At 67.2% G+C, this 23,814-nt stretch carries 14 protein-coding genes; 8 read left to right on the forward strand and 6 right to left on the reverse strand.

Annotated features, from left to right (window positions below; all coding sequences use genetic code 11):
* Position 1 precedes the first annotated feature (1 nt).
* Together HUV06_RS01240 and HUV06_RS01245 are read left to right on the forward strand one after the other, a co-directional pair.
* Positions 2 to 643 carry a hypothetical protein gene (locus HUV06_RS01240; RefSeq protein ID WP_174299450.1) on the forward strand — a complete coding sequence of 214 codons (642 nt, stop codon included), beginning with the start codon at positions 2 to 4 and terminating at the stop codon, positions 641 to 643.
* Positions 628 to 2,520, forward strand: a complete 1,893-nt coding sequence (locus HUV06_RS01245; protein WP_174299451.1) for a glycosyltransferase — start codon at positions 628 to 630, stop codon at positions 2,518 to 2,520. The genes HUV06_RS01240 and HUV06_RS01245 overlap by 16 nt, the downstream gene beginning before the upstream one ends.
* Before the next feature lie 26 nt (positions 2,521 to 2,546).
* On the opposite strand, the gene HUV06_RS01250 is transcribed toward HUV06_RS01245, so the two are convergent.
* The 4 genes from HUV06_RS01250 to HUV06_RS01265 all read right to left on the reverse strand — a co-directional run bounded on the left by HUV06_RS01250 (position 2,547) and on the right by HUV06_RS01265 (position 7,286).
* On the reverse strand, positions 2,547 to 4,022 hold the full coding sequence (locus tag HUV06_RS01250; RefSeq protein WP_217433583.1) for an LTA synthase family protein: 1,476 nt from the start codon (positions 4,020 to 4,022) through the stop codon (positions 2,547 to 2,549).
* Between the two features lie 17 nt (positions 4,023 to 4,039).
* Positions 4,040 to 4,900, reverse strand: a complete 861-nt coding sequence (locus HUV06_RS01255) for an SDR family oxidoreductase (protein WP_254600815.1) — start codon at positions 4,898 to 4,900, stop codon at positions 4,040 to 4,042.
* Complete coding sequence (locus HUV06_RS01260; protein WP_174299454.1) at positions 4,837 to 6,126, reverse strand: capsule biosynthesis protein; 1,290 nt, start codon at positions 6,124 to 6,126, stop codon at positions 4,837 to 4,839. The genes HUV06_RS01255 and HUV06_RS01260 overlap by 64 nt, the downstream gene beginning before the upstream one ends.
* A gap of 62 nt (positions 6,127 to 6,188) precedes the next feature.
* Positions 6,189 to 7,286 carry a hypothetical protein gene (locus HUV06_RS01265; RefSeq protein WP_174299455.1) on the reverse strand — a complete coding sequence of 366 codons (1,098 nt, stop codon included), beginning with the start codon at positions 7,284 to 7,286 and terminating at the stop codon, positions 6,189 to 6,191.
* 145 nt (positions 7,287 to 7,431) lie between these two features.
* On the opposite strand from HUV06_RS01265, the gene HUV06_RS01270 reads away from it, so the two are divergent.
* The 6 genes from HUV06_RS01270 (at position 7,432) to cysN (ending at position 21,167) form a co-directional block, all read left to right on the forward strand.
* A complete protein-coding gene (locus HUV06_RS01270; RefSeq protein WP_174299456.1) occupies positions 7,432 to 14,679 on the forward strand; it encodes a type I polyketide synthase in 7,248 nt (2,415 codons plus the stop codon).
* Positions 14,676 to 16,049 carry an aminotransferase class I/II-fold pyridoxal phosphate-dependent enzyme gene (locus HUV06_RS01275; protein WP_174299457.1) on the forward strand — a complete coding sequence of 458 codons (1,374 nt, stop codon included), beginning with the start codon at positions 14,676 to 14,678 and terminating at the stop codon, positions 16,047 to 16,049. Before HUV06_RS01270 ends, HUV06_RS01275 begins: the two co-directional genes overlap by 4 nt.
* A gap of 304 nt (positions 16,050 to 16,353) precedes the next feature.
* Entirely contained in the window at positions 16,354 to 16,716 is a 363-nt protein-coding gene (locus tag HUV06_RS01280) for a hypothetical protein (protein ID WP_174299458.1), read from the forward strand.
* 65 nt (positions 16,717 to 16,781) lie between these two features.
* Positions 16,782 to 17,978 carry an NAD-dependent epimerase/dehydratase family protein gene (locus tag HUV06_RS01285; RefSeq protein ID WP_174299459.1) on the forward strand — a complete coding sequence of 399 codons (1,197 nt, stop codon included), beginning with the start codon at positions 16,782 to 16,784 and terminating at the stop codon, positions 17,976 to 17,978.
* 292 nt (positions 17,979 to 18,270) lie between these two features.
* A complete protein-coding gene (gene cysD, locus HUV06_RS01290) occupies positions 18,271 to 19,206 on the forward strand; it encodes a sulfate adenylyltransferase subunit CysD (RefSeq protein WP_174299460.1) in 936 nt (311 codons plus the stop codon).
* Positions 19,207 to 19,232: 26 nt separating this feature from the next.
* Positions 19,233 to 21,167, forward strand: coding sequence for a sulfate adenylyltransferase subunit CysN (gene cysN, locus HUV06_RS01295; RefSeq protein WP_174299471.1), 1,935 nt, complete (start codon positions 19,233 to 19,235; stop codon positions 21,165 to 21,167).
* A gap of 86 nt (positions 21,168 to 21,253) precedes the next feature.
* Here the strand turns inward: cysN and HUV06_RS01300 are convergent, their stop codons facing one another.
* Positions 21,254 to 22,645: an APC family permease gene (locus HUV06_RS01300; protein WP_174299461.1), complete on the reverse strand. Its 1,392-nt coding sequence runs from the start codon at positions 22,643 to 22,645 to the stop codon at positions 21,254 to 21,256.
* A complete protein-coding gene (locus HUV06_RS01305) occupies positions 22,642 to 23,796 on the reverse strand; it encodes a helix-turn-helix transcriptional regulator (protein WP_174299462.1) in 1,155 nt (384 codons plus the stop codon). Before HUV06_RS01305 ends, HUV06_RS01300 begins: the two co-directional genes overlap by 4 nt.
* Positions 23,797 to 23,814 lie beyond the last annotated feature (18 nt).

Genomic DNA, 23,814 nt, shown 5'->3' on the forward strand with positions numbered 1-23,814 from the left:
CGTGCCTACGGGTGAGCAGGACCAGCTTGCTCGGGGATGGATCGACGGCCAGCGCGGCGCCTGGCTGGTCGGCTGGGCGTACGATCCGGCGCGACCGCACCGCAGGCTCGCGCTGGAGGTGCGGCGGCCAGGGCTGGCGTCCGTGACGGTGGTCGCGGACCGCTACCGCGCCGACGTCCAGGCGGCGGGCCATGCGGACGGATGCTGCGGGTTCGTGGTCAGGACCGGTTCCGCCGGCGCTCAGGACATGAGCATCGTCGTCCGCGACACGGGTCAGCGGCTTGGCGCCCAGGCGCCTCGCCGGGCGCGGCGCCTGCAACGCCGCCGGCATGGTGTGCTGCTGCATCTGGACTGGCCGACCTCCGGCGATCCGGCGCTGACGGGTTATGCGCTCGCGCTCCGAACGCCACTCCGTCGCCTGCAACTCGGGCTGCGGCTCGACGGCGAGCTCCTGTCGTCCGCTCGCGCCACGCTCCACCGATCCGACGTGCCGAGGTGGCGTGGAGACAGCCTGCATGGCTTTCGCCTCGGCCTCAGGCCGGCGCGGCCGTCGGCCCGCACCCTCTGGGTGGAGGACCTCCAGACCGGGCGGCGCCTGGCCCGGCTCGATGAGCGGTGGAGGCGCGCGTGCGGCTTGGCCTGATCCTGCCGGATACGGACGACCCCTGGCGGGCTTACAACCTGAAGCTCGGGTTCGGAGAGATCGCAAGCCAGGCGGTTCGCGCGGGCTGGGAGGTCGAGACGATCGGGCCTTGGCCGGGCGCCCATGACGCGACGCCGCCGCCGATGGACGGGGTCGGTTCGGTACAGCTCGCCTCGACATCGCCGACCGTCCTGACCGGACCGGGTCCGACCTCGCTGACCCGCTCGCTCTATCTCGGACACCTGCTGTGGCGCCACGTCCGCGACGGGCGATACGATGTGCTGCTGGGGCCCCTGGCGGGCGGGCTTCTGCAGCCTTGCCTCATGAGCCGTGCGCTGGGAGAGGCATTGACCGGCACGGCCATAGGCCTCTGGGGCGATCTTCCCACAACCGCTCGTGTCCGATCCGATGAGACCCTGCTCACCACGATCAGGCCGCTGGTCGATGACGCCCTGGAGCGCAGCTGCCTCGCCCTGGCGGACCTGGTGTTCGCGCCCTCGGAACGGGAGGTGCGGCGGCTCCGGGAGCTGACCCCCAATCCTCCTCGTCCCGCCGTCCTCGCCAGCCTGCCCGCCCCGCCCCGCGAGAGACGTCCGCCCGGCCGCCGGCCGGGACGCAAGCCTAGAGAGCTTGTCTTCGTCGGTCCAGGACTGGACGGCTACGGCGTCCAGCGGCTCCTGGCGTGGATGGACAGGGCCCAGGCCGCGCCGGAAGAGACCGCGCGGGTGGTCTTCGCCGGACCGTGGCGGGACGACGCGCCTGGGCCCAGCAAGGACCTGCTCGGCGTCCGCGCGACAGGATGGCAGGCAGAGTTCGAGCTGCTGTCCACCGAAGACCCCGGCCAGGTGCTGCAGCGCCTGGAGGCGACGAGCGGGACCGCGCTGTTCCTTGGGCCGGACACCGACGACGACGTGCTGCTTCGCCAGACCCTGGCGCGAGGCGTTCCGACCCTCGTCGTCCCGGACCATCGTCTCGCCCCGGCGACCCCGCCGCCGGTCGACGCGGCCGTCAGCCCTGGCCTGGCCGCCCTCGGGGGGTTGGTCCTGCGGGAGGATCATCTGACGAGTTCGGACTGGGTCCCTCACCTGGAGCGCCTCAGCCGCGAGCGACGGACGCCGGTCCTGCAGACGTCCGCCTTGCCGCGGATCAGCGTGTGCCTGACCCATCTCGACCGCCCGGAGGCGCTGCAGCGCGCCGTCGCGAGCATCGGCCGATCTGCGGAAGTCGTTGTCGCGGACGTAGGGAGCCGCAAGCTTGCGGCGGCGGCCGTCCTGGAGACGCTGGAGGCCGAGGGCTGTTCCGTCCTGCGTCTGGGCACGATGGCCCAGGGCGCCGCCTGCGATCGCGCAGCGCTCGCGGCCAGGGGCGAGGTGCTGACCTTCCTGGACGACGACAACGTCTATCAGGCGGAGGGCTGCAGCCGCCTGGCCGCCGCGCTTGTGGCCGGGCCGTTCGACGTCGTCGTGACGAACCTGGCGCTTTACGATGGCGTGCCTGGACGAGGCGCGCCCGCCGCACACCTCGTCTTCCTGGGCGACCCCGGTTCCGCTGGCTTGTTCTTCAACGGATTTGGAGACATCAGCCTAGCCATCCGCCGCGTTGATTTCCTGCGGGCGGGCGGCTTCGGCGACTACGACGGACCGGGGCTCGACTGGGCCTTCCTTGCCCGCGCGCGCAGTCGCGGGCTCAAGATCGGCGTGCTGCAGGAGCCCGCCGTCGGCTATGCCCGCGACATCGAGACCGCCCGCCTGCGATGGCGGAAGCTGGACGGGGAGAGCAGCCGTCGTGAGGTCCTCGAGCGTTACGGAGGCGCGTTCGACGCCGCCCTCGTGGCTCGCTACGCCCAGGCGACATCTTCCGACATCCTGCAGGTCTGAACGCAGCAACGGCGATCACCTTGCAATCAGGCCGACAACTTGTCTGCAGCGCCTTCCACCGCGGGCGCCGGGACGCCGCCCTGGCTCAGCGCGCTGAGCAAAACGCCCCCGAGCGCGAAGGCGGAGGCGTCCTGCTGCACTCGAACGGTCGCCGCGCCGCCACAGACGATGTAGTCGGTGCGAAGGTCATCTCCGGCATCCGTCAGAGCGGGGCCGTGATCGCCGTAAAATCCTAAAACCCCTCCTCGATCCCGCACGACGCAGTCAGCCAGTCTTCCCAGCATGGCGTCGCCCGCGGAGACGCCTTGCACGTAGGTTGCGAGGCTGTCGCCGTCTTTCGAGGCGGCCCATGGACCATGGTTCTCCATGGTGATGACAAAGATGAACAGCGGCTGGCGCGCCTGGTCCAAGAGACGCTGAACGAATTCGGCGACCGCTGCGTCCGTCACGAACCCCCTCCGGGTCTCTGCGCCGGCAAAGGCCTCTATCCCGTAGAAGGCGTCGAAGCCCAGACGCGGAAGGACCCTATGACGGTTGTAGAAGCGACGATCATAGGGGTGCACGCAGACGGTCCGGTACCCCTGCGCGCGCAGGATGAAGGCCACCGAGGGCAGGGGGGCTTGAACGAAGCCGTGATAGGGGTTGAACCGGTCGTAACCCAAAGCCTGGCTGTCAATGCCCGTCAGCACTTCGAACTCGGTGCGAACGGTGTTGGCGCCCCAGGTCGGCGTCGTCAGCCGTCCGCTCCAGGCGCTGCTACAAGCCTCGTCGAAGCGCGGCGAGGCGTCCGCCGTCCCGGCTCGCAGGTGACGCGGATCGGTGAACGACTCGCATTGCACCAGCACGACAGGACCGGTGCAATCGCTGCATGCCGCGGCTTCGAGGGCGGCCTGGGCCTGCGCGCCCGCGCGGGTCGCCCTGGCGCTCCGCTCAGCCCTGGCGATCACGCCGTAGAGGATCAGGCTGACGAGCGGCCCTAAGCGGCTCGAGTCGGCCGCCGGATCGTCGCTGGGATGGAAGCGACGGAGGAGGGTGGCTGAGGCGGGGTTCAAGGGACCTGCCAGCATCCAGATCATGACGACGAAGGTCCCGGCCGACGCCAGGGCGCGCCACGGCGACCAGGCCCAGGCTGCGGGCTCCAGCGCGCATAGCGTTCCCATCAATCCAACGGCCGCGACCGCGCCGGCGATCACCCGCTTGGGCCCGACAAAGGGCAGGTAGAGCTCGGGATGGCGCCCCACCTCGATCAGCTCAGACATGTCGGAGAAGATCACCGGCTCCCGGAGCGTCTCGCGCTTATAGAAGTCGGCGAAGGCCAGGCCGCCGAGCAGCGAGAAGCTGGTCAGCCCGGCGAAGATGGGTTTGGAGGTGGCCCAGGCGAGATAGAGGAACATGCCCAGGGGGCCGCACATGTCCAGCAAGAGGCTGAGCACGCCACTCACGCGCGCGCGCGCCACCCTGCGCCCGATGAGCCAGCCTGCGAGGGCCAAGGCGAGGCCCACGGCTGTCCGCCCGAAGTTCACGGACGCTCGATGTTGAAGTGAAAACCGCGGAAGATGGGATCGGTGATCCAGGTCGGGCCGAGATCGCCGAGCTTCATCCCCAGGATCAGCGGCCAGGGAAAGCCCCAGCGAGGACGGCCTTTGTCAACGGCGGCCTGAAGACCTCGTGCAGTCTTCTCCACGCTGCTCAGGAAGGGCGTAGGCCCGTGCCAGCGATCCGTCATGGGCGTGTCGAAAAACCCCGGGCAGGCGACAGTGACCCGAACGCCGGCCGGGCCGCAGAGGGTGCGGAGCGCTTCACCATAGGCGCGCACTCCAGCCTTGCTGGCGGAGTAGCCGGGGCTGTAGGGCAGTCCCCGCAGCCCGGCCAGCGAGCTTATGAGCGCGATGCGGCCATACCCGCGTTGCAGCATCAAGGGCAGAACCGGCTCGACGGTGTTGATCGCGCCGATGAGGTTCGAGGCGACCTGCAGGGTCGCCAGTTCCGCTCCTTCGCCAAGCTGGCCCGGCGCGACGCCCGCGGATACGCCAGCTGACGCGATCAGAGTTCCAATCGGGGCACGAACGTCCAAGCCGGTCAGCCAATCCGCCAAGGCGCCGGCCTCGCGCACATCGAGCTCAGCGGTTTCAACCTCAGCCCCCCGCCGACGGCATTCGGCGGCGACCGCCGCCAACCGTACGGCGTTACGCCCGGTGAGTCCCATGCGCCGGCCTGGGCAGGCGTAGAGAGGCGCAAGGGCGCCGCCAAGGCCACTTGAGGCGCCGGTGATTACGACGGCGGCGAGAGGTTCAGCCTTGCTCAGGGTATCGCGAGTCACGACGTCAAGGTGAGCGACGGCGCCTCGACGTTCGGCTCGGCGCCCACCTGCGTAGACCATTGGGATGCGACGTCGCGCAGGTCGGTGGCCTGGTCGAGCCGGTCGGCCGCGTTTTGGACCGCCAGTTTCAGGGCGTCCTTCGAGTAAAATCCGCCATTGACCTGGGTTCGCTGGGCCACCACCCGACGGAAGGCGTCGAACGTTTCGAAGCTGGGCGAGGCGGCCTGTGTCCAGAAATCGTCCAGGCCGCCCTGGAACGTCAGCGTGGGCATGTTGTAGATGGCCGGGCCCAGCGCCATCACCGGAAGCCCGTAGCGCAAGGCTAGAAAGCCTGCCGTGCTGTTGATGGTCACCACGCCCTTCGCGCGCTCGTACAACGGTTCTATTTTCGAGTCCGGCAGGTAAACGACGCGGTCCTGTACGCCTTCCCTCATCGCAGCACGACGCGCCACTGCATTCCAGTCTTGCAGGCGGTTATCCAGCGGGTGTTCCTTCAAAACCAATTTGTCGCTCAGGGGGGCTCGATGCGCGAAGGAGGAGATGACCTGCTCGATGGCGGGCGCGAGCCGGCCCAACCAAGAGTGTTCGCGCACCTGCGAGTCGCAGTCGAGTTGGAGCGGAAAGACCCAGAATGACGTATCTGACGCCAGAAGCGCCTCAAGCCGGTTGCGCGATACCCGCTTGTCTATGGGCGAGACGGCGAAGCGGGACAGCCAGCCCGCATACTCCACTGCCGGATGCCAGGGCCGGTGGGTGCGATAGCCCGGATAAAGAGGGCTCATCGCCATCGACGCGACGTTGTAGCAGACGTCCTCAAAGGCACGGCGAGAGAACCGGCTTACGACCCGCTCCCCGTCAGTCCAGGGCGGAGCGGCTCCGGCGGCCTCCCTCACCCAGGTCGGGTCCCGCCTGAGTGAGGAGTAGCCATTGCAGCCGCCCTGCTCCAAGGTCACCCAATTAGGGCGGAGGTAGCCTTCCTCCACTACGTGAACCCGAAGGTCGCGGGCCCTCGCGAGCTTGCGGGCCACCTTGTGAAGGGGCCGGCAATCGCCGAAGAGCACCACATCAGTGATCTCCCATTGCTCGAGATGGCGTTCAAGAAAAGCAGGCCATCGCTTCAGGCCGTCTCGGAAGTCGCTGGCGGGAGTGCAGTTCCAGAACAGGCGGTCCCCGCCGTTCATATTGATGCGACGCACCTCGTGCCCACGGGCCAGAAGTTCACGCCCAAGATGGTCGAAGAACCAGCTCGCCATGCCTTGGAGGAACAAAAAACGCGCCTGCCCCATTTGGCTGCTCCACCGAAGAATGCAGAGTCTAAACTCCGGCCGGGTTAATTAGTCACCACACCTTACCGTGCGCCTGTGGCAAATCGTCTTCTCTTGAGCCGACTTAGGCCTTGTAGACGACGAAGGGTCGTCAGCAGTCCGACTTGCGGCAGAGAGGCGCCTGCAAAGGCGGCGACCACTTGTTCCGGACCACACGGCGCGGAAGACCGAGGGTCCAGGTATCGCGGATAGAGGATCAAGGCCCCCGCCGCCAGCGCCTCCACGCTAAGGTGGCGGCCTCGGCGCGATGTCGAGTTCAGATCCATCGTCAAACCCCAACCCGCGTAGAAGGGCTGGCCGTACGTCGTCACCTTGCATCCGTGCAGGAGGGCTTCAAAGCCGCAGAGCGAGGTGGAGGTGTGCACCTCGTCGTGCGCCTTGATCAGCGCAGGAGCCGAGACGCCACGCACCACTTGATCAGCGAAACGCCGCGCCTCACCGTCGGCGATCGCGCCACGCCGGTGTCCGGCGTCTACATCCGGATGAGGTTTGAAGGTGATCCAGGCGTCGGGACGGGCCGCTCGCACCTTGGCCAACAGGTCTAGGTTCGGCAGCCCTTGGCCGAGCACAAGGGAGCGGTCGTCCTCCACTTGGCCCGGCACCAGGATGCGCCATTGGCCGTTCATGGGCGGCAATCGATAATCGGCCGAACCGACGTTGTATTTGCTGACACCGGTCGCGACGATCTGCGCGATCAGCCGGCGCCCGCGGTCGAGCAACGCCTCGTCGAAGTCGTAGGTCGCCAGGATGTGCTCGAGGTCGCTCGGCTGCCGCGGATCATAATAAATTCCCCGCCGGTCCAAGACCGCGGAGGCGCCCTGAAGGAAGTCGGATCCCAGGCCCAACGAGCGGATGAAGCCATCCTCCATGCGCAGCACGCGCACACCCGCGGCCTCCGCGAGCGGCGCCAGCTGGGGAGGCTCGCGCGTGGCCCAGACAACCAGGTCCGCGCCCTTGCGATGCGCAGACTTCACCGCCCGGTCCGCTCCAGTGCGGAACAGCACCTTAGAAGCGCCCGCCTGGCGCAGGAACACTTCTACGCGGGCCCGCTTCCAAATGCTCATCCCGAGCGCCACGATGAGCTGCGACTCGGCCTGAAGTTCCCTCGTTGGCGCAGCCATGACCACACTCTGCTTGATTTCAAATGATTTTCCCGCAGAGCATATGGCCGCAGCCCGCGAAGGTTGACCTTCAAGGCCTCGACCTTGATGGTCGAACCGCCGGGCCGTCCGCCGGGGCGTCCTCAGTTGAAGTGGGTCTTGATCCATGCCCCAGGCCCTCATCGCCATCATTGGAGTGGCGGCCCGCCTTCCCGGGGCTGAAGACCTGGACGCGTTCTGGCGACTGCTTGTCGAAGGTCGGCATGCGATAACGGAAGTCCCGCAGTCCCGGTGGAGCCACGCACGCTTTGGCCATCCGCGGCGTGTCCCGGGACGCAGCTACACCTTCGCGGCAGGCGTGCTCGACGATGTGGCTGGCTTCGACGCCGACTTCTTCGGCATATCACCGCGCGAAGCGGAGCAGATCGATCCCCAGCAGCGCTGGCTCCTGGAGATGGCTTGGCGCGCGACAGAGGACGCGGGCCTGCGCGCCTCGGACCTGTCGAATTTGGACACCGGCGTCTATGTGGCGTCAGCAGGCGGCGAGTACGGCGCCCTGCGTCAGGGAGATCCGGCCACAGCGGACGCCTATTTCATGACCGGCGTCACCGGTAGCGTTGCGGCCAACCGAATTTCCTACACTTTCGACCTGCACGGTCCGAGTTTCACGGTGGATACCGCCTGCTCCTCCTCCTTGGTCGCGCTGCACCTGGCCTGCGAAGACCTGGCGCGGGGCCGCACCGGAGCCGCGCTGGTGGGCGGCGTGAACAGTCTGCTCTCACCGTATCCGTACATCGGCTTCTCCCAGGCCTCGATGCTGTCGCCGAACGGCCGTTGTTTCGCGTTCGACGCACGCGCCGATGGCTATGTTCGCGCAGAGGGCGCAGTCGTGCTGCTGTTGAAGCGGCTGGACGATGCGCTGACCTCAGGCGACCCGATCCGCGCCGTCATTCGCGGCACTGCCGTCAACTCCGACGGTCGCACCATGGGATTATCGCTGCCCAATCCGGCCGCCCAAGCCAAGCTGTTGCGGTCCGTCTATGCTGAGGCCGGCGTCGAACCCGGCGAGTTGGCGTTCGTGGAAGCTCATGGGACGGGCACCGCCGCGGGGGATCCGATCGAGACCGCGGCGCTTGGTGAAGTGCTTGGTCGCTCGCGCACGCGGCCATTGCCCATCGGTTCGGTGAAGACCAACGTCGGCCACCTGGAGGTGGCGTCCGGCATGGCGGGCCTTCTGAAGGCTATGCTGGCGCTGGACAAGCGCATACTCCCGCCCTCCCTCAATTTCGAAACCCCAAACCCTAACATCGACTTCGAGGCGCTGAACCTCACGGTCGCGTCGAGCGCCTTGCCGCTGCCGTCACAGGCACGGTCCGCAGGCATCAACTCGTTCGGGTTCGGCGGCACCAACGCGCACGTCATCCTGCAGGCGCCCCCGGAGTCGCCGCAGGAGGCGAGCGACGTCTCAGCCCCCGCGCCGCCGCTCGTCGTTTCCGCTCGTTCGGCGGAAGCGCTGGAAGCGTTGTCGCAAGTCTGGGCCGAGCGGCTGCTGGCCTCGCCCGAGCACAAGATCGGCGCGCTGCTGCGCGGCTCCGCCCGGCGTCGCGAGCAGCACCCCTATCGCCGGATCGTCTGGGGCGAGCAGGCCTCTGACTTGGCGGCGGCCCTCGCAGCGCCGTCCCCCCGCCGCAGCGACGGGCGCGCAGTCGGGGGCTCGATGGCCTTCGTGTTTTCCGGCAACGGATGCCAGTGGATGGGCATGGGACGCGCCGCCTACAGGTTCAACGCCGCCTTCCGCGATGGCTTGGCGATGGTGGACGCGGCGTTGGAACCACATATCGGCTGGTCAGCCGTGACGCGCCTGCTCGAGACGGAGGACGAGGCCGAGTTCCATCGAACCGACGTGTCTCAGCCCCTTCTGCTGGCGATCCAGATCGCCAGTGTGAAGGCCCTGCAAGCAGCGGGCGTGCGACCGACTGCGGTTGTGGGCCATAGCGTGGGCGAGATCGCGTCCGCTTGGTGCTCGGGCGCGCTTGACCTTGATCAAGCCTGCCACGTGGTCGCGGTACGCAGCCAACAGCAGCAGCGAACCGCAGACGCCGGCCGCATGGCGGCGCTTGGCCTGGACGTAGAGACGGCCCGGGGCGTCCTGTCCGAACTCGATCCAGAGCTTTGCATAGCGGCCGAGAACGCGAGCCGTTCGGTCACCGTGGCAGGCCCCGGCGCAGCGCTCGCCGCCCTGCGCCGCCGCGCCAAAGCCGAGGATTGGGCCTACAGGGATTTGTCTCTAAATTACGCCTTCCACTCAGCCGCCATGGATCCGGTACGTGAGGATCTGCTGGCGGGGCTGGCGGACCTTGCTCCTGCCGCGCCCGTCCTGCCTCTGTTCTCCTCCGTGACTGGCGAGCGCGTCGTCGAGCGCGACATGGATGCCGCCTACTGGTGGCGAAACATCCGTCAGCCGGTACGTTTCCGCCCGGCGATTTCCAACCTTGTGGCGGAAGGCGGCCGTATCCTGCTCGAGGTCGGGCCGCAGCCGGTATTGCAGTCCTATCTGCGCGATGCGCTGCGCCAGGCCGATGTCGACGGGCGCGTGCTCGCCAGTCTGAACCAGTCGACGCGCGATCCCGCGTTCGATCCCTTCGAAAGCATCGTCGGAGCCGCCTACACCGCCGGTTATGACCTGGAACAGAGCCCGCTCTTCCGCGGGAAGGCCGAGCCGCGCGATCTTCCAGCCCACCCGCTGCGGAGGGACTTCTATTGGACGCGCGCCACGACGGAGGGCGTCTATCCCCACCATCGCATCCAACATCATGCGCTGCTCGGCGACCGCTCCGAACAGAATTCTGGAGAGTGGGAAAACATCCTAGACCTGGTTTCGACGCCGTTTCTGGCTGACCATGCGGTAGGAGGAGTCGGTGTTCTGCCGGGCGCCGCCATCGTGGAGATGGGCTTGGCCGCCGCGCGCTTCTTGTACCCTGAAGCTCGGGCTCAGGAGGTGATCGACCTTCAAATCTTCGCGGGCCTGCCGCTCGAGCTCGGCGCTGCACGTCAGACGCGTTTCGTCGTCGGCGAAGGCGGGCGGTTCCGGCTCGAAAGCCGCGAACGTCTGGTTGAGGCGGGCTGGAGCCTGAACGCCACAGGCGTTCTCGCGGCCTGCACCGCCACCTGCGTGAGCCCGTCGACACCTGACCCTGACTTCACCATTTCGGCGGGCGAAGTCTACGCTGCGGCTCGCAGCCTTGGGCTTCAGTACGGACCCGCCTTCCAGGTGGTCGCCGGTGTGGATGCCCGAGCCTGCGGCGCCGCCCTTGTGCGGCTGGACCTGCCAAGCGGTGAGGTCGAGGGCGGCGATGTGCGCATCGGCGTCACGGCCCTTGACGGCGCCCTGCAGGGTTTCCTGGCCCTGCTTTGCGCGGGCGCCCTACGGCTTGCGGCAGGTGAAAGCCTTCTGCCCGAACGATTTGGACGGGTCCGCGCCTTTGCCGCGGGTCTGCCGGCATCGGCCGCCATACAGGTGGAACGCCGGGGCGTGCGTACAGTGGAAGGCCGCGTCCTGCTCTGTGACGGCCAAGGTAGGGTGCTGCTGGAGGCCACCGGCATCGTGTTCCGCCGCGTGCGGCTTTTCCAGGCGAGTGTCGAGGACCGCATCTTTCACACGGCTCTGACGCCGTCGCCGCTTGGATCGCCTGGTTCGCCGCAGTTTGAGCTCGACGTCGTCTTGGCGGCGGCCGAGGGAGCTGCCTTCAAGAACAGCGATGGTGCGGCTCTCCTCCAGGCCTATCTTCTTTCCGCCGTTCTGGCCGCGCTGCAGCAGATGGCAGGTGGGACATCGTTGTCAGCCGATCTCCTGTTCGTCTCCGGCAAGCTCGCCCCCGATGCGCTCGGACTCTTCAACGCGCTCGCCTCGGAACTGGTCCGCAATCGGCTGCTGTCGGAAGTCTCATCAGGCTTTGCTCCCACGGACGCAGACGGCTTTGGCGACTCGACCGACATTTGGCGCACCGCTCTGGACGAAGCGCCCGAGCTCGGGCTTGAGGCGGCCGTTCTCGCCGAACGCATCCGGGGGCTACCGGACCGGCTGGCTGGAGCCAAGACGGCGGCCAAGCTCCCGCCCGCGGTTGTGGAGCAGATGCTCTATCGGTCCGCCAGTGGTCAGGTGGCGTTAGGAGCACTTTGCGATGCGATAACGGCGTTGACGGCGGGATGGCCCGCCGAGCGGCCATTGCGGGTGCTCGAGTTTGGCGCTGGGGGCGGCGGCGCCACCCATCGCTTGCTCCGCGCCCTAGCTCCGCTCGGCGAGGCGCTGAGCTACACAGCCAGCGACGACTCGGCCGAAGAGTTGGACCGGCTCAAGGCGGTCGTCGGCGGCGGGCCGCAGGTCGTCGTGTCGCCACGGCAGGCCGTGAGCGGGCCTTTCGACCTGGTCATCTCCGCCTATGGCGGAACTCTGCTTGGACCTGCCACGACGACCTGGGCGCTCGACCAACTGGCGCCGGGCGGCGCCTTTCTATCTGTCGAGCCAGAGCCCAGCCTCGCTTGGACCCTGTTCCGCGACGGCGTTGCAGGGCGGCTGGAAGCCGAAGCCGAGCCACGCAGCGGCGCCCGCTGGGTCGACGCCCTCAAGCGTCGCAACCTGGCCGAAGCGTCAGCCGCCGTGGTGCGGGCCCCTCTATGGGCCTACAACCTGATCAGCGGCCGAAGCATGGCCCCGGCAGCGCTCGCCGCGACCGCCGTGTCACCGGGCGCCCTGGTGATAGCCGGAGCAAGTGACCCTGCGCTCAGCCAGGCCTTGGTCCAGACCGGCGCCAGCGTGGAAACGGTGGCCGACCCAGCCGAGCTGCAGGTCTTGGACGTTGCTGACGCCGCGTTCATCCTGATTGCGGACGTCTCGCCGCCTTTGTCGGAACGACTGACGGAGACCGTCGCCTGGATCACCGCGATCGTGGAGAGCGGCTTTCGTGGTCCCGTGCTGGTAATCACCCGAGGGGCCGGTGAAGGCGACATGGAGGCCGCCGCCTTGCGGGGCGCTGCACGCACCCTTGTGAACGAGACGCCAGAGCTCCCGTTGAAACTGCTGGACTTGGACCCAGGGCTGGACAGCAAAGACGCGGCGGCCGCCATCCTCTCCGAGCTGGCGGCTGGCGATGGCGAGATCGAAGTCTCGCAGACATCCTCCGGCCGCTTCGTACCACGCCTGCGTCAAGGTGTGGCGCTTCCCATCGGCAAGGAGCATGTTCTCGAGGTCTTGCAACCCGGGCTCCTGTCGAGCCTTACCTGGTCGGCTCCCCCCGCACGCCCTGCGCCCGCGCCCGGCCAGGTCACGATCGAGGTGGCGGCTGCAGGCCTGAACTTCCGGGACGTCATGTGGGCTCAGGGACTGCTTCCAGAGGCGGCCTTGCAGGACGGTTTCGCCGGTCCGACGCTCGGCCTTGAGTGCGCCGGCCGCGTAAGCGCGGTGGGTGCCGACGTGAAAGGCCTGAAGCCCGGCGATCGAGTGATGGCGATGGCTCCCGCCTCACTGGCCTCGACCGTGGTCACCCGGGCCGACGCGGCGGTCGTCTTGCCCGACCAGGTGAGCTTCGAGCAGGCGGCGACCATCCCGGTCGCCTTCCTTACGGTGCTCTACAGCCTGGACCACCTGGCGCGGCTGGAGGCCGGCGAGCGGGTGCTCATCCACGGCGCAGCCGGCGCAGTGGGTCTGGCCGCCATACGGCTGGCCAAGAGCCGCGGCGCGGAGGTGTACGCGAGCGCCGGCTCGGAGTTCAAGCGAAGCTTCGCTGAAGCATTCGGCGCCGACCACCTGCTCGACTCCCGGTCACTGAGCTTCGCCGACGAGGTGATGCAGCTGACGCACGGCGAAGGTGTGGACGTGGTCCTGAACTCGCTGAATGGCGAGGCCATGATCCGCAGCCTCTCCCTGCTTCGGCCTTTTGGTCGTTTCGTCGAGCTGGGCAAGCGGGACTACTTCGAAGACACGCGTGTTGGTCTGAGGCCGTTCCGGGAGAACATCGCCTACTTCGGCGTGGACGCCGACCGGCTGCTCACCGATCGGCCGGCTCTGGCGAAGCGCCTTTTGAAGCAGGCGGCCGACCTGCTGGCGGAAGGTGCGCTCGGTCCGCTGCCTTATCGCACGTTCGGGCGCGAGGAGGTCTGCGACGCGTTCCGGCTCATGCAGGGTGGGGGCCATATCGGCAAGATCGTCATAAGGCTGGACGACGCCGCGGCCGGGAGCGCCTCTCAGCCGTCCCCGCGATCGTTCTCGGTCAACGGCGAGGGCGTGTACGTGGTGACGGGCGGTCTCACGGGCTTCGGCCTTGAGACGGCGCGCTGGCTTTCCGAGCAAGGTGCGCGCCGTCTGGCGTTGCTTGGCCGTCGCGGGCCGACGACCCCGGACGCTCAGTCCGTCCTGGCGGAGCTACGCCGCGGCGGCTTGCAGGTGGAAGCTGTCAGCTGCGACGTGGCGGATGCAGGCGAACTCGCCCGCACGCTGGAGGCGATCCGGGCGCAGCAAGGCCCGATCGTCGGCGTCATCCACGCGGCCGCCGTTATCGAGGACGGTCTGCTGGCCTCGGTGACGCCGCAGGCGTTCGAACGCGTTTTACGCCCCAAGCTGGATGGGGCCCGCAACCTGGACGCCCTCACCCGCGACGACCAGCTAGAACTCTTCATCCTGTTCTCCTCCGCCACGACTGTTCTGGGAGCGCCGGGACAGGGCGCCTATGTCGCAGCCAACAGCGCGCTGGAAGCCCTGGCTGAGGCGCGTTTCAGGCAGGGCCTGCCCGCTCTGGCGGTGGGCTGGGGGCCGATCGCTGACGTAGGCATGCTGGCGCGAGACAAGGGGGTCGGCGACGCGCTGGCCCGCAGGCTTGCGGTCGAGCCCCTGACTGCGCGCGAGGCCCTGAATGCGCTGCCTGCCATGTGGAGCGCCGGCGTTCCGGTGGTGGCTCAGGCCGCGGTCCGCTGGGGCGCCGCGCGACGGATGTTACGGGTGCTGGCTGGCCCGAAGTTCGAAGCGATAGCCGGGGCCGGGGATGGCTATGAGCCGGAAGAAAGCTTGGCCACGCGCCTGAGCGGGCTCGCACCTGAGCAGGCCCAGGAGGTCGTTGCAAGCTTGCTGCGCGGCGAACTCGCGAAGATTCTTGCCTGCGCGCCAGAACGGGTCGAACTCGATCGTCCCCTGCCTGAACTCGGCATGGACTCTCTCATGCTCGTCGAGCTTCGCCTGGTGTTAGAGGAGCGTTTGGGCGTGGAGACGCCGCTGCTGGCGATTTCCGGAGCCACGACGCTAAACGCCTTGGCCGTCCGCGTGGTACGCATCGCCCTGGGCAGCGGGTCTGTATCGCTATTGGACGTGGCGCTGCGCCATGAAGGCAGCATCGTGCCAAATATGCAGTCCATTCCCGGCGAATGAGCGAAATCCCTCCCAACCGCCTGGGCGAGGCGGACAGGAACCGCCTCCTCCGCCGTATGGCCGCCGCACCTGTTCCCAGCCATGACAAGCCCGTCGAACTCGAGGCGGCTGCCCTCCCAAAGGTGGATCTGGCGACCCTCGACTTCTTCGCCGAAAGCCAGCTGATCCGGCGAGTGGGCGAGATGTTCGGTATCGCCAACCCCTTCATGCGACCCCACGAGGCGACGCCGGGTGCGACCATTCAGACCGACGGAACGACCTGCATAAACTTCTCGAGCTACAACTATCTCGGCTTGAACGGTCATCCGCAGGTGGTGCAGGCGGCCAAGGCTGCAATCGATCGATACGGCACGTCCGCCTCGGCCAGCCGCATGGTGGGAGGCGAGATATCGCTACATGGCGAGTTGGAGCGCGAACTTGCGGCGCTGCATGACGCGCAGGCCGCCCTTGTGCTGGTGAGCGGCCACGCCACGAACGTCACCATCATCGGCCACCTGCTGGGACCGCCGGATGCCGTGTTTCACGACGCGCTGATCCACAACAGCGTGCTCGAAGGCGCGCGTTTGTCACGGGCCAAGCGCTTCAGCTTCGTCCACAATGATGTGCAGGACCTGGAGCGACAGCTGAAAGCGCAAGCGAGCGCGCATCGACGCCTCATGGTGGTCGTTGAAAGCCACTACAGCATGGATGGCGATGTCGCGCCGCTGCCGGCCATCGCGGAGGCCGCGAGCCGGTACGGCGCTTGGCTCATGGTTGACGAGGCCCATGGCGTCGGCGTGCTGGGCGGAACCGGCCGAGGCGCGGCTGAGCATTTCGGTCTGGCCGCCGACGCCGTGGACATCTGGATGGGCACACTGTCGAAGTCACTGGCCGGCTGCGGCGGCTATGTCGCCGGGTCCGAGCGACTGATCGAGTATCTCAAGGTCTCAGCACCCGGTTTCATCTATTCCGTCGGCTTGTCGCCGCCGCTTGCGGCCGCTTCCTTGGCGGCGCTGCAAGTCATGAAGCATGAACCATGGCGCGTGGCGAAGCTCAACGCCAACGCTAAGCGATTCCGCAACGCCCTCCGCGAGGGGGGACTCAACACGGGAAGCTCGGAGGGTTTCAGTATCGTCCCGGTGATCACCGGCAGCTCGATACAGGCGGCCCGATTGTCACATGCTCTGGGCGAGTTGGGGGTGAGCGTCAATCCTATCCTGTTCCCGGCCGTGCCGGAGGGTTCCGCAAGGCTGCGCTTCTTTGTTTCCAGCTTGCATTCCGAGCAGCAGGTCGACGAAGCGGCAGCCGTGCTCCTGCGCCAGATTGGCAGGCTGGAAGTCGACGCGCCAGACTACTCCGTCCTCATGGCCCAACTCACCGCGGCTTCATAGGCCGAGAAGGAGAGCGACGAAGTCGAAATGCGCCTGCCAGGTGTGAGGTCGCCAAAAGCTCAGGCGCCCGGCATGTGGACGAGGTTACGACCCCATCATCGGCGAGATGCGCTATCTCCGGCGGCATGAAGGCGAGCATCGTGCGGTATTTCAGCGCGATGGCTTGCGTCCGCCTGGTCCTGGTCTTCCGCTTCGCGCGGATGAACGGTTGAAATCTGCTGCAATTGCAGGCTGCGATAGACATTTCGCCACGGCGCCTTCCGGCGCCTTGACGGACCCGCTCCATGGCGTAAGGGCTTTTAACATGCTGGTTTTCGTCGACGAACCCAAGAACATCAAGATCGTGCGTACCGCGCCTGAAGAGGGTACACGCACTAATCTGGGCAAGATCAACAAGTCCGTCTTGGAGATCCCTGCCGAGCTTCGAGAGAAACTGGATGAGGTCGAGATCTCTGAAACTGAGCAGATCGTCGAGCTTATGCGACGCGCAAGTGACGCCAGACTCCTCGCGGAAGTCGGTGACTTCCCCGCGATCTGCCAGCGTATGTACGAGTACTACGAACATACAGCCGATCCCGTCGAACGGCGCTGGATTTTAGGCTCGGTTCTCGAGATACTAAGGCGTGTTCGGCGTCTTGAACGACAGCAGGCGGGCGGCGGCGAGTAGATCGGCCCGAGTAGGTCGGCCCGAGTAAGTCGGCTTCAGACATCGACATCTTGGAGGGACAGATCATGGCTCATATCCTGGTTCTGGGCGGAGACGGTTTCTGCGGCTGGCCGACGGCGCTGCATCTCTCCAATCTTGGCTACGAGGTGACGATCGTCGACAACCTTTCACGTCGCAAGATCGACGTGGACCTCGAGGCTTCGTCGCTGACGCCGATCGCGCCGATCGGGACACGCCTGCAGGCCTGGCGCGAGATCAGCGGCAAGACGATCAATTTCGTCAATCTCACGCTCGGCGAGGACTATGATCTGTTCGTCGATCTCATCCGCGAGACCCGGCCCAAGGCCATCGTCCACTTCGCCGAGCAGCGCGCGGCGCCGTATTCGATGAAGGGACCGCGCGAGCGGCGCTATACGGTCAACAACAACCTGAACTCGACGCACGATGTATTGTCCGCCATCGTGGAAAGCGGGCTGGACGTCCACCTCGCCCATCTCGGCACCATGGGCGTATACGGCTACGGCACGGCGGGCATGACCATCCCCGAGGGTTATCTGCCGATCGAGGTCGATACGCCGGAAGGCCGCAAGGCGGTGGAGATCCTGTACCCGGCCAATCCGGGCAGCATTTACCACATGACCAAGTCGCAGGACGCGCTGTTCTTCTGGTACTACAACCGCAACTATCGCACCCGCGTCACCGACCTGCACCAGGGCATCGTCTGGGGCACCCAGACGCCGCAGACCAAGCTGGACGAGCGGCTGATCAACCGCTTCGATTATGACGGCGACTACGGCACGGTCCTGAACCGCTTCCTGATGCAGGCGGCCATCGGCTATCCGATGACCGTGCACGGCACCGGCGGCCAGACCCGCGCCTTCATCCACATCACCGACACGGTGCGCTGTGTCGAGCTGGCCATCGCCCATCCGCCGGCGCCCGGCGCCCGGGTGGCGATCATGAACCAGATGACCGAGACCCACCGTCTGATCGAGCTCGCCGAAATGATCAAGACGATGACGGGGGCGCCCTACCACCTGACCGCCAACCCTCGGAACGAGGCGGCGGAGAACCAGCTCGTGGTCTGCAACGACAGCTTCGTGAAGCTGGGCCTTCGCCCCACCCGCCTGCAGCAGGGCCTGATGGAAGAGGTGACGGAGATCGCTACCAAGTACGCAGATCGTTGCGACCGGAGCAAAATCCCGTGCGTGTCGAACTGGACGCCGCAGCACGAGGTGGTCAGCGTCGCGAAGGTGGCCTGAGGACGGCCGCATCGCGCCACCGCAGGCGCACGCTCTGCACCGACTCCGCCTCAGCGATCACCGAGTCCATGCGCGTCGGCCTGATCCAGGGGCGACGTCGGCGCGCCGCAAGCGGCGGCGGGGAGCCCGGCCACCAGCTCCGGCCGGGATCGCTGAGAGAGCGCCGCGACTAGGCAGCTCAGTGCTGTCGCTGACATCCGCTCTGCGATAACAACCGCGCATCTTCGGGATTTGAGGCCGGGGAGGGCGAGCCCGCTTGAGTGCCGCTCAGGCTATCGAGCAAGACAGGATCATGTCCGCGTCACCCCACACCGCCGCCTCCAGCCCGCTCGTGCTGACCCATCTCCAGCGGCTCGAAGCAGAGAGCATCCACATCCTGCGGGAGGTGGTGGCCGAGGCCGAGCGTCCGGTGATGCTCTATTCGGTGGGCAAGGACAGCGCCGTCATGCTGCACCTGGCGCGCAAGGCCTTCCATCCTTCCCCGCCACCGTTCCCTCTGCTGCACGTGGACACCACCTGGAAGTTCAAGGCGATGTACGAGCTGCGCGACCGCGCCGCCCGCGCGGCCGGAATGGAGCTCCTGGTCTACCAGAACCCCGAAGCCGCCGAACGCGGGATCAACCCGTTCGATCACGGCTCCCTGCACACCGACATGTGGAAGACCGAGGGGCTGAAGCAGGCGCTGGACAAGTACGGCTTCGACGCGGCCTTCGGCGGCGCGCGCCGCGACGAGGAGAAATCCCGGGCCAAGGAGCGCGTCTTCTCCTTCCGCGCCGCCAACCACCGGTGGGACCCCAAGAGCCAGCGCCCCGAGCTGTGGAACCTCTACAACGCCCGTAAGGCCAAGGGGGAGAGCATCCGCGTGTTCCCGATATCCAACTGGACCGAGCTGGACATCTGGCAGTACATCCATCTGAACGACATCGAGATCGTGCCGCTCTACTTCTCGGCTCCCCGGCCCACGGTCGAGCGCGACGGTCTGCTGCTGATGGTCGACGACGAGCGGTTCCGGCTGAAGCCGGGTGAGGTCCCGGTCCAACGCTCGATCCGCTTCCGCACGCTGGGCTGCTATCCGCTCACGGGCGCCGTGGAGAGCGAAGCCCAGACCCTGCCGCAGGTGATCCAGGAGATGCTGCTCACCACGACCTCCGAGCGCCAAGGCCGCGCCATCGACAAGGACGCCGGCGATGCCAGCATGGAGAAGAAGAAGCAGGAGGGCTACTTCTGATGGCTGAAGATGCGACCCTCACCGACATGGCCGTGACCCAGGCCGTCCAGCCCTCCACCTACCAGGTGGAGAGCCTGATCGCCGAAGACATCGACGCCTACCTGGAGTTCCACCAGCACAAGTCGCTCCTGCGCTTCATCACCTGCGGCTCGGTGGACGATGGAAAGTCAACCCTGATCGGGCGGCTGCTCTACGATGCGAAGATGATCTTCGAGGACCAGCTGGCGACGCTGGAGGCCGACTCCAGGCGCGTCGGCACGCAAGGCGGTGAGATCGACTTCGCCCTGCTGGTCGACGGTCTGGCGGCCGAGCGGGAGCAGGGCATCACCATTGACGTCGCCTACCGCTTCTTCGCCACCGAGAAGCGCAAGTTCATCGTCGCCGACACCCCCGGCCACGAGCAGTACACCCGCAACATGGTCACCGGGGCCTCCACCGCCGACCTCGCCGTGATCCTGATCGACGCCAGGAAGGGCGTGCTGACCCAGACCCGGCGGCACAGCTACCTGGCGCACCTGATCGGCATCCGCAACATCGTGCTGGCCGTCAACAAGATGGACCTGGTCGGCTACGACCAAGCGACCTTCGACGCCATCGTCGCCGACTATCGCGCCTTCGCCGAGCAGATCGGGATCACCGACTTCCTGCCCATGCCGATCTCCGGCTTCAAGGGCGACAACATCACGGCGCTGAGCGCCAACACGCCCTGGTACGCGGGCCCGACGCTGATCGGCCATCTGGAGGCGGTGGAGCTCGACGTCACCTCCGCCCAGACGAGGCCGCTGCGCATGCCGGTGCAGTGGGTCAACCGGCCCAACCTGGACTTCCGCGGCTTCTCCGGCCTGATCGCCAGCGGCTCGGTCCAACCGGGCGATGCGGTGCGGGTGCTGCCTTCGGGCAAGACCTCCACGGTCGCGCGCATCGTCACCTTCGACGGCGACCTCGAGACGGCGGTGGCGGGCCAGTCGGTCACCCTGACGCTCGCCGACGAGATCGACTGCTCACGCGGCGACGTGATCGCCATAGCCGACGACCCGCCCCAGGCCGCCGACCAGTTCGAAGCCACCCTCGTGTGGATGGCTGACGAGGAGATGCTGGCGGGGCGTCCCTACTGGCTGAAGATGGGCGCCCAGACCACCAGCGCCACGATCCACGCCCCCAAGTACCAGGTCAACGTCAACACCTTGGAGCACTTGGCGGTCAAGACGCTGGAGCTGAACGCCATAGGCGTGACCAACCTGACCACCGACCGGCCGATCGTGTTCGAGCCCTATGTCGACACCAGCACGGCCCCCAGCAAGACGTTGGGCGGCTTCATCCTGATCGACAAGATCACCAACGCCACGGTGGCCGCGGGCATGATCCACTTCGCACTTCGCCGAAGCCAGAACGTCCACTGGCAAGCCACCGACGTCGGCCGCGACAAGCACGCCAGCCTGAAGAACCAGACGGCGGCGGTGCTGTGGCTCACCGGGCTCTCGGGTGCTGGCAAGTCCACCATCGCCAATCTGGTGGAGCGCAAGCTGGTGCGCATGAACCGCCATACCTTCCTGCTCGACGGCGACAACGTCCGCCACGGGCTGAACAAGGACCTGGGCTTCACCGACGCCGATCGAATCGAGAACGTCCGCCGGGTCGGCGAGGTGGCCCGGCTGATGACCGACGCCGGCCTGATCGTCATCACCGCCTTCATCTCGCCCTTCCGCGCGGAACGCGAGATGGTGCGCCAGATGATGGCGCCTGGCGAGTTCATCGAGGTGCATGTCGACACCACCCTGGCCGAGGCCGAGCGTCGCGACGTGAAGGGTCTCTACGCCAAGGCGCGCAGCGGCCAGCTGAAGAACTTCACCGGAATCGACAGTCCCTACGAGGCCCCGGAGCACCCCGAGATCCACATCGACACCACCGCGATGAGCGCGGACCAAGCCGCCGAATTCATCATCGCCAAGCTGATCCCTTGACCCCGCAGGTCGCAAGGCGCGCGTCTGGAGCGGCCTTGCCCGGCGCCTGACCGCCCGATGGAGCACGCCTCTCGAGCATCGGCAGGCTAGCCCGACCGGTGGGAAGCGGCGGCTCTGCGGCGGTTCAGGTGGTGATACAAGGCGGCCGAGGCGGCGACCCCCGCCAGGAGGCACAGGCTGGGTCGGCCGGCTGTCGGGTCGCGCCAGTCGGCGGCGAAGAATGCGGCGACGATCACGAAGCCGATCATTGGCAGGAGCGGGAAGAGGGGCGAGCGAAAGCTGGTGACGCCTGTCAGGCGCCGTCGTCGGCCCACCAGGACCGAGGCCGCCACCAGGGTCGCGGTGAACACCTCGCCCGACAGCACGACCAGCAGGCCGCGCTCACCCACCAGACAGAGGAGGCCCGCCACCAGGACGAGGGCGAGGGAGGCCAGCCATGGAGAGCCGAAGCGGGAGTGCAATTCCGACGCCCAGGTGCTGAGCTGCCGGGGCCATGCGCGGTCCCGGCCGGTGGAGTAGAGAAACCGGCTGAAGGCCAGCATGGAAGCGATGATGTTGTTCAGGATGGCTGTGGCGACGACCAGAGAGGTGGCGTAGGCGACAGGCGGCCCGGCGGTCGCGGAGAGGTAGGCCGCGATGGGCGCCTCCGCGGCAAGGATGGAGTCGAGATGCGCCGCGCTGGTCGTAAGCCACACCAAGGGGGCGATGACGACCGCCGCCGCGATCACGCCCACCCAGGCCACCACGCCCCCGATACGGGTGGACGGTCCGCGCATGTCTTCGGCGAAGTAGATCGCCATCCCTGATCCGGCGCAGGCATAGGCGCCGGAGATCGTCGCCAGCAGGAGGGTCCAGCCCGGTGTGGGCGTCAGCTGGTGCAGCGGCCCCAGCATCACGGGATGGAGGAGCACCTCTCCCAGCCCGCGCACCGGATGCAGTGCGGCCGCCAGGGTCAGCACGAGCAGGACCAGAAGCTCGGCCGCCAGGAAGGCGCCCGTGACCCAGGCGCCGACACCTATGTTCAACATGCATATCAGGCCCGCCCCGCCAAGGGCCGTGAAGGCGAGAGCCAGCCTGGGCAGGCCGGGCGCGAGCACCCGAAGATAGTCGGCCAGTCCCAGGGCGGCGAACGCCAGGGTCGCCGGGGCCGTGATCAACCCGAGCGTAATGGCCACGAAGCCCGCGCCCGGACCGAGCACCTGGGTGATGCCGGGATAGACGCCGCCCGCCCGGGGGAAGGCCGCGCCCAGCTCGGCGTAGAGCAGCGAGGCCAGGACCACCACGCCGCCGCCGAGAAGCAGGGCCGCCGCCGCCCCGGTGCCGGCCAGGTGCAGCACCGCCGATCCGGTGATGTAGACCGACGCGGCCGGGGAAAGCCCGGAGAGGGTCAGCACCACCACCTGCTTGACGCTCAAGCTACGCCGAAGCGCCTGCGCCGCCACCGGCTTGTCCGCCTGCAAGGTGACGTCGGAAGTCATCGCGGCGAGGGCCCGCCCGACTTCATCCCGTCATGAGCCGCCATCAATCGTACCAGATCGGCTTGGCGGTGGGTCTGCGTCTTGGCGAAGACGCTCGAGAGCTGCGCCCGCGCCGTGTTGATGCTTATGCCATGGCGGATGGAGGCGTCACGCAGGGTCAGGCCATCATAGAGGGCTTCGGCCAGCCGCGCCTCGGCCGCCGTCAGGGTGAACAGCTCGGCGAGCTTGACACCGACAGGCGCCGAACCGCCGAGCGGATCGGCCACGCGCACCAGCACCGCCGGCCCTCTCGCGAACACCGACACGTCTTCCAGCCGCAGCGGTGCGGCCGTGACCTTGAGCGAAAGCCGCCTGCCTTTCACCTGCACGGACAGCGAGCCCGCGCTTCGCTGCTCCCAGTCGTTCGAGCCTGCGCGTGCGATCAGGTTCGCCAGCGGCTGCACCGAGGCGGTGTCGGCCGCACACAGGCGGCCCGCCAGGGAGACCAGGGCGTCGCCGGACGTGAGGAGACGTTCCGCCGCCCCGTTGGCGTGAAGGATGCGGGCGTCCTCGTGCACCAGGAACATGGCCGACGGGTGATCGTCGAGCGCCTCGGCCAACCCTGTCTTGAAGCCATGCAGGGACTGGAAGCGCTCGCTGAGCGCATAGGCGCGGATCAGGTGCGGATGCAGCCGCTCCATGGCGGCGACCTCGGGAGCCTCGAACCGCCCATATCTGAAGCCACGGCCGATGCTGATCGTGGCCAGATCCAGCCCGCGCAGTCCCAGGCGGATAGCCAGCCCCCACTCGACCGACAGGGGACGCAGGAAGTCGTTGTAGTATTCCGAACGCTCGAAGCTCTCGCGCGGCATCCAGTCCTCATCCAGCAGCACCCTGGGCTGCCATCCGGCGATGTAGGAGGAGGGGTCGGGGACCAGCTGAAAGGGGTTGATGCTCGAATAGTGGGCGAAGTAGAGGTCCACGGTCGACGTGTCGCCGTTGGCGATCTTGGCCGCACCCTTGCCGTCGACGATGTCCGTGCGCATCATCACACCGCCTTCGCCGCCGATCATGGACATGAGCCGTTGCATCACGTCGACCCACAGGGAGGGCTGGACAGCCGCACCGTAGATCAGGTCCAGGGTTTCCTCGGGTGACGCGGTACGTCTCAAGATGTTCTCGTCAGCTAC

It is taken from the genome of Caulobacter sp. S45, assembly GCF_903642205.1.
Lineage (GTDB): Bacteria > Pseudomonadota > Alphaproteobacteria > Caulobacterales > Caulobacteraceae > CAHJWH01.

Bases quoted from the DNA above. Each gene is read 5' to 3' on its own strand.
- HUV06_RS01280 (WP_174299458.1), top strand. From the start codon at position 16,354: ATGCTGGTTTTCGTCGACGAACCCAAGAACATCAAGATCGTGCGTACC.
- HUV06_RS01265 (WP_174299455.1), bottom strand. From the start codon at position 7,286: ATGGCTGCGCCAACGAGGGAACTTCAGGCCGAGTCGCAGCTCATCGTG.
- cysN (WP_174299471.1), top strand. From the start codon at position 19,233: ATGGCCGTGACCCAGGCCGTCCAGCCCTCCACCTACCAGGTGGAGAGC.
- HUV06_RS01255 (WP_254600815.1), bottom strand. From the start codon at position 4,900: ATGGTCTACGCAGGTGGGCGCCGAGCCGAACGTCGAGGCGCCGTCGCT.
- HUV06_RS01260 (WP_174299454.1), bottom strand. From the start codon at position 6,126: ATGGGGCAGGCGCGTTTTTTGTTCCTCCAAGGCATGGCGAGCTGGTTC.
- HUV06_RS01285 (WP_174299459.1), top strand. From the start codon at position 16,782: ATGGCTCATATCCTGGTTCTGGGCGGAGACGGTTTCTGCGGCTGGCCG.
- cysD (WP_174299460.1), top strand. From the start codon at position 18,271: ATGTCCGCGTCACCCCACACCGCCGCCTCCAGCCCGCTCGTGCTGACC.
- HUV06_RS01275 (WP_174299457.1), top strand. From the start codon at position 14,676: ATGAGCGAAATCCCTCCCAACCGCCTGGGCGAGGCGGACAGGAACCGC.
- HUV06_RS01270 (WP_174299456.1), top strand. From the start codon at position 7,432: ATGCCCCAGGCCCTCATCGCCATCATTGGAGTGGCGGCCCGCCTTCCC.
- HUV06_RS01300 (WP_174299461.1), bottom strand. From the start codon at position 22,645: ATGACTTCCGACGTCACCTTGCAGGCGGACAAGCCGGTGGCGGCGCAG.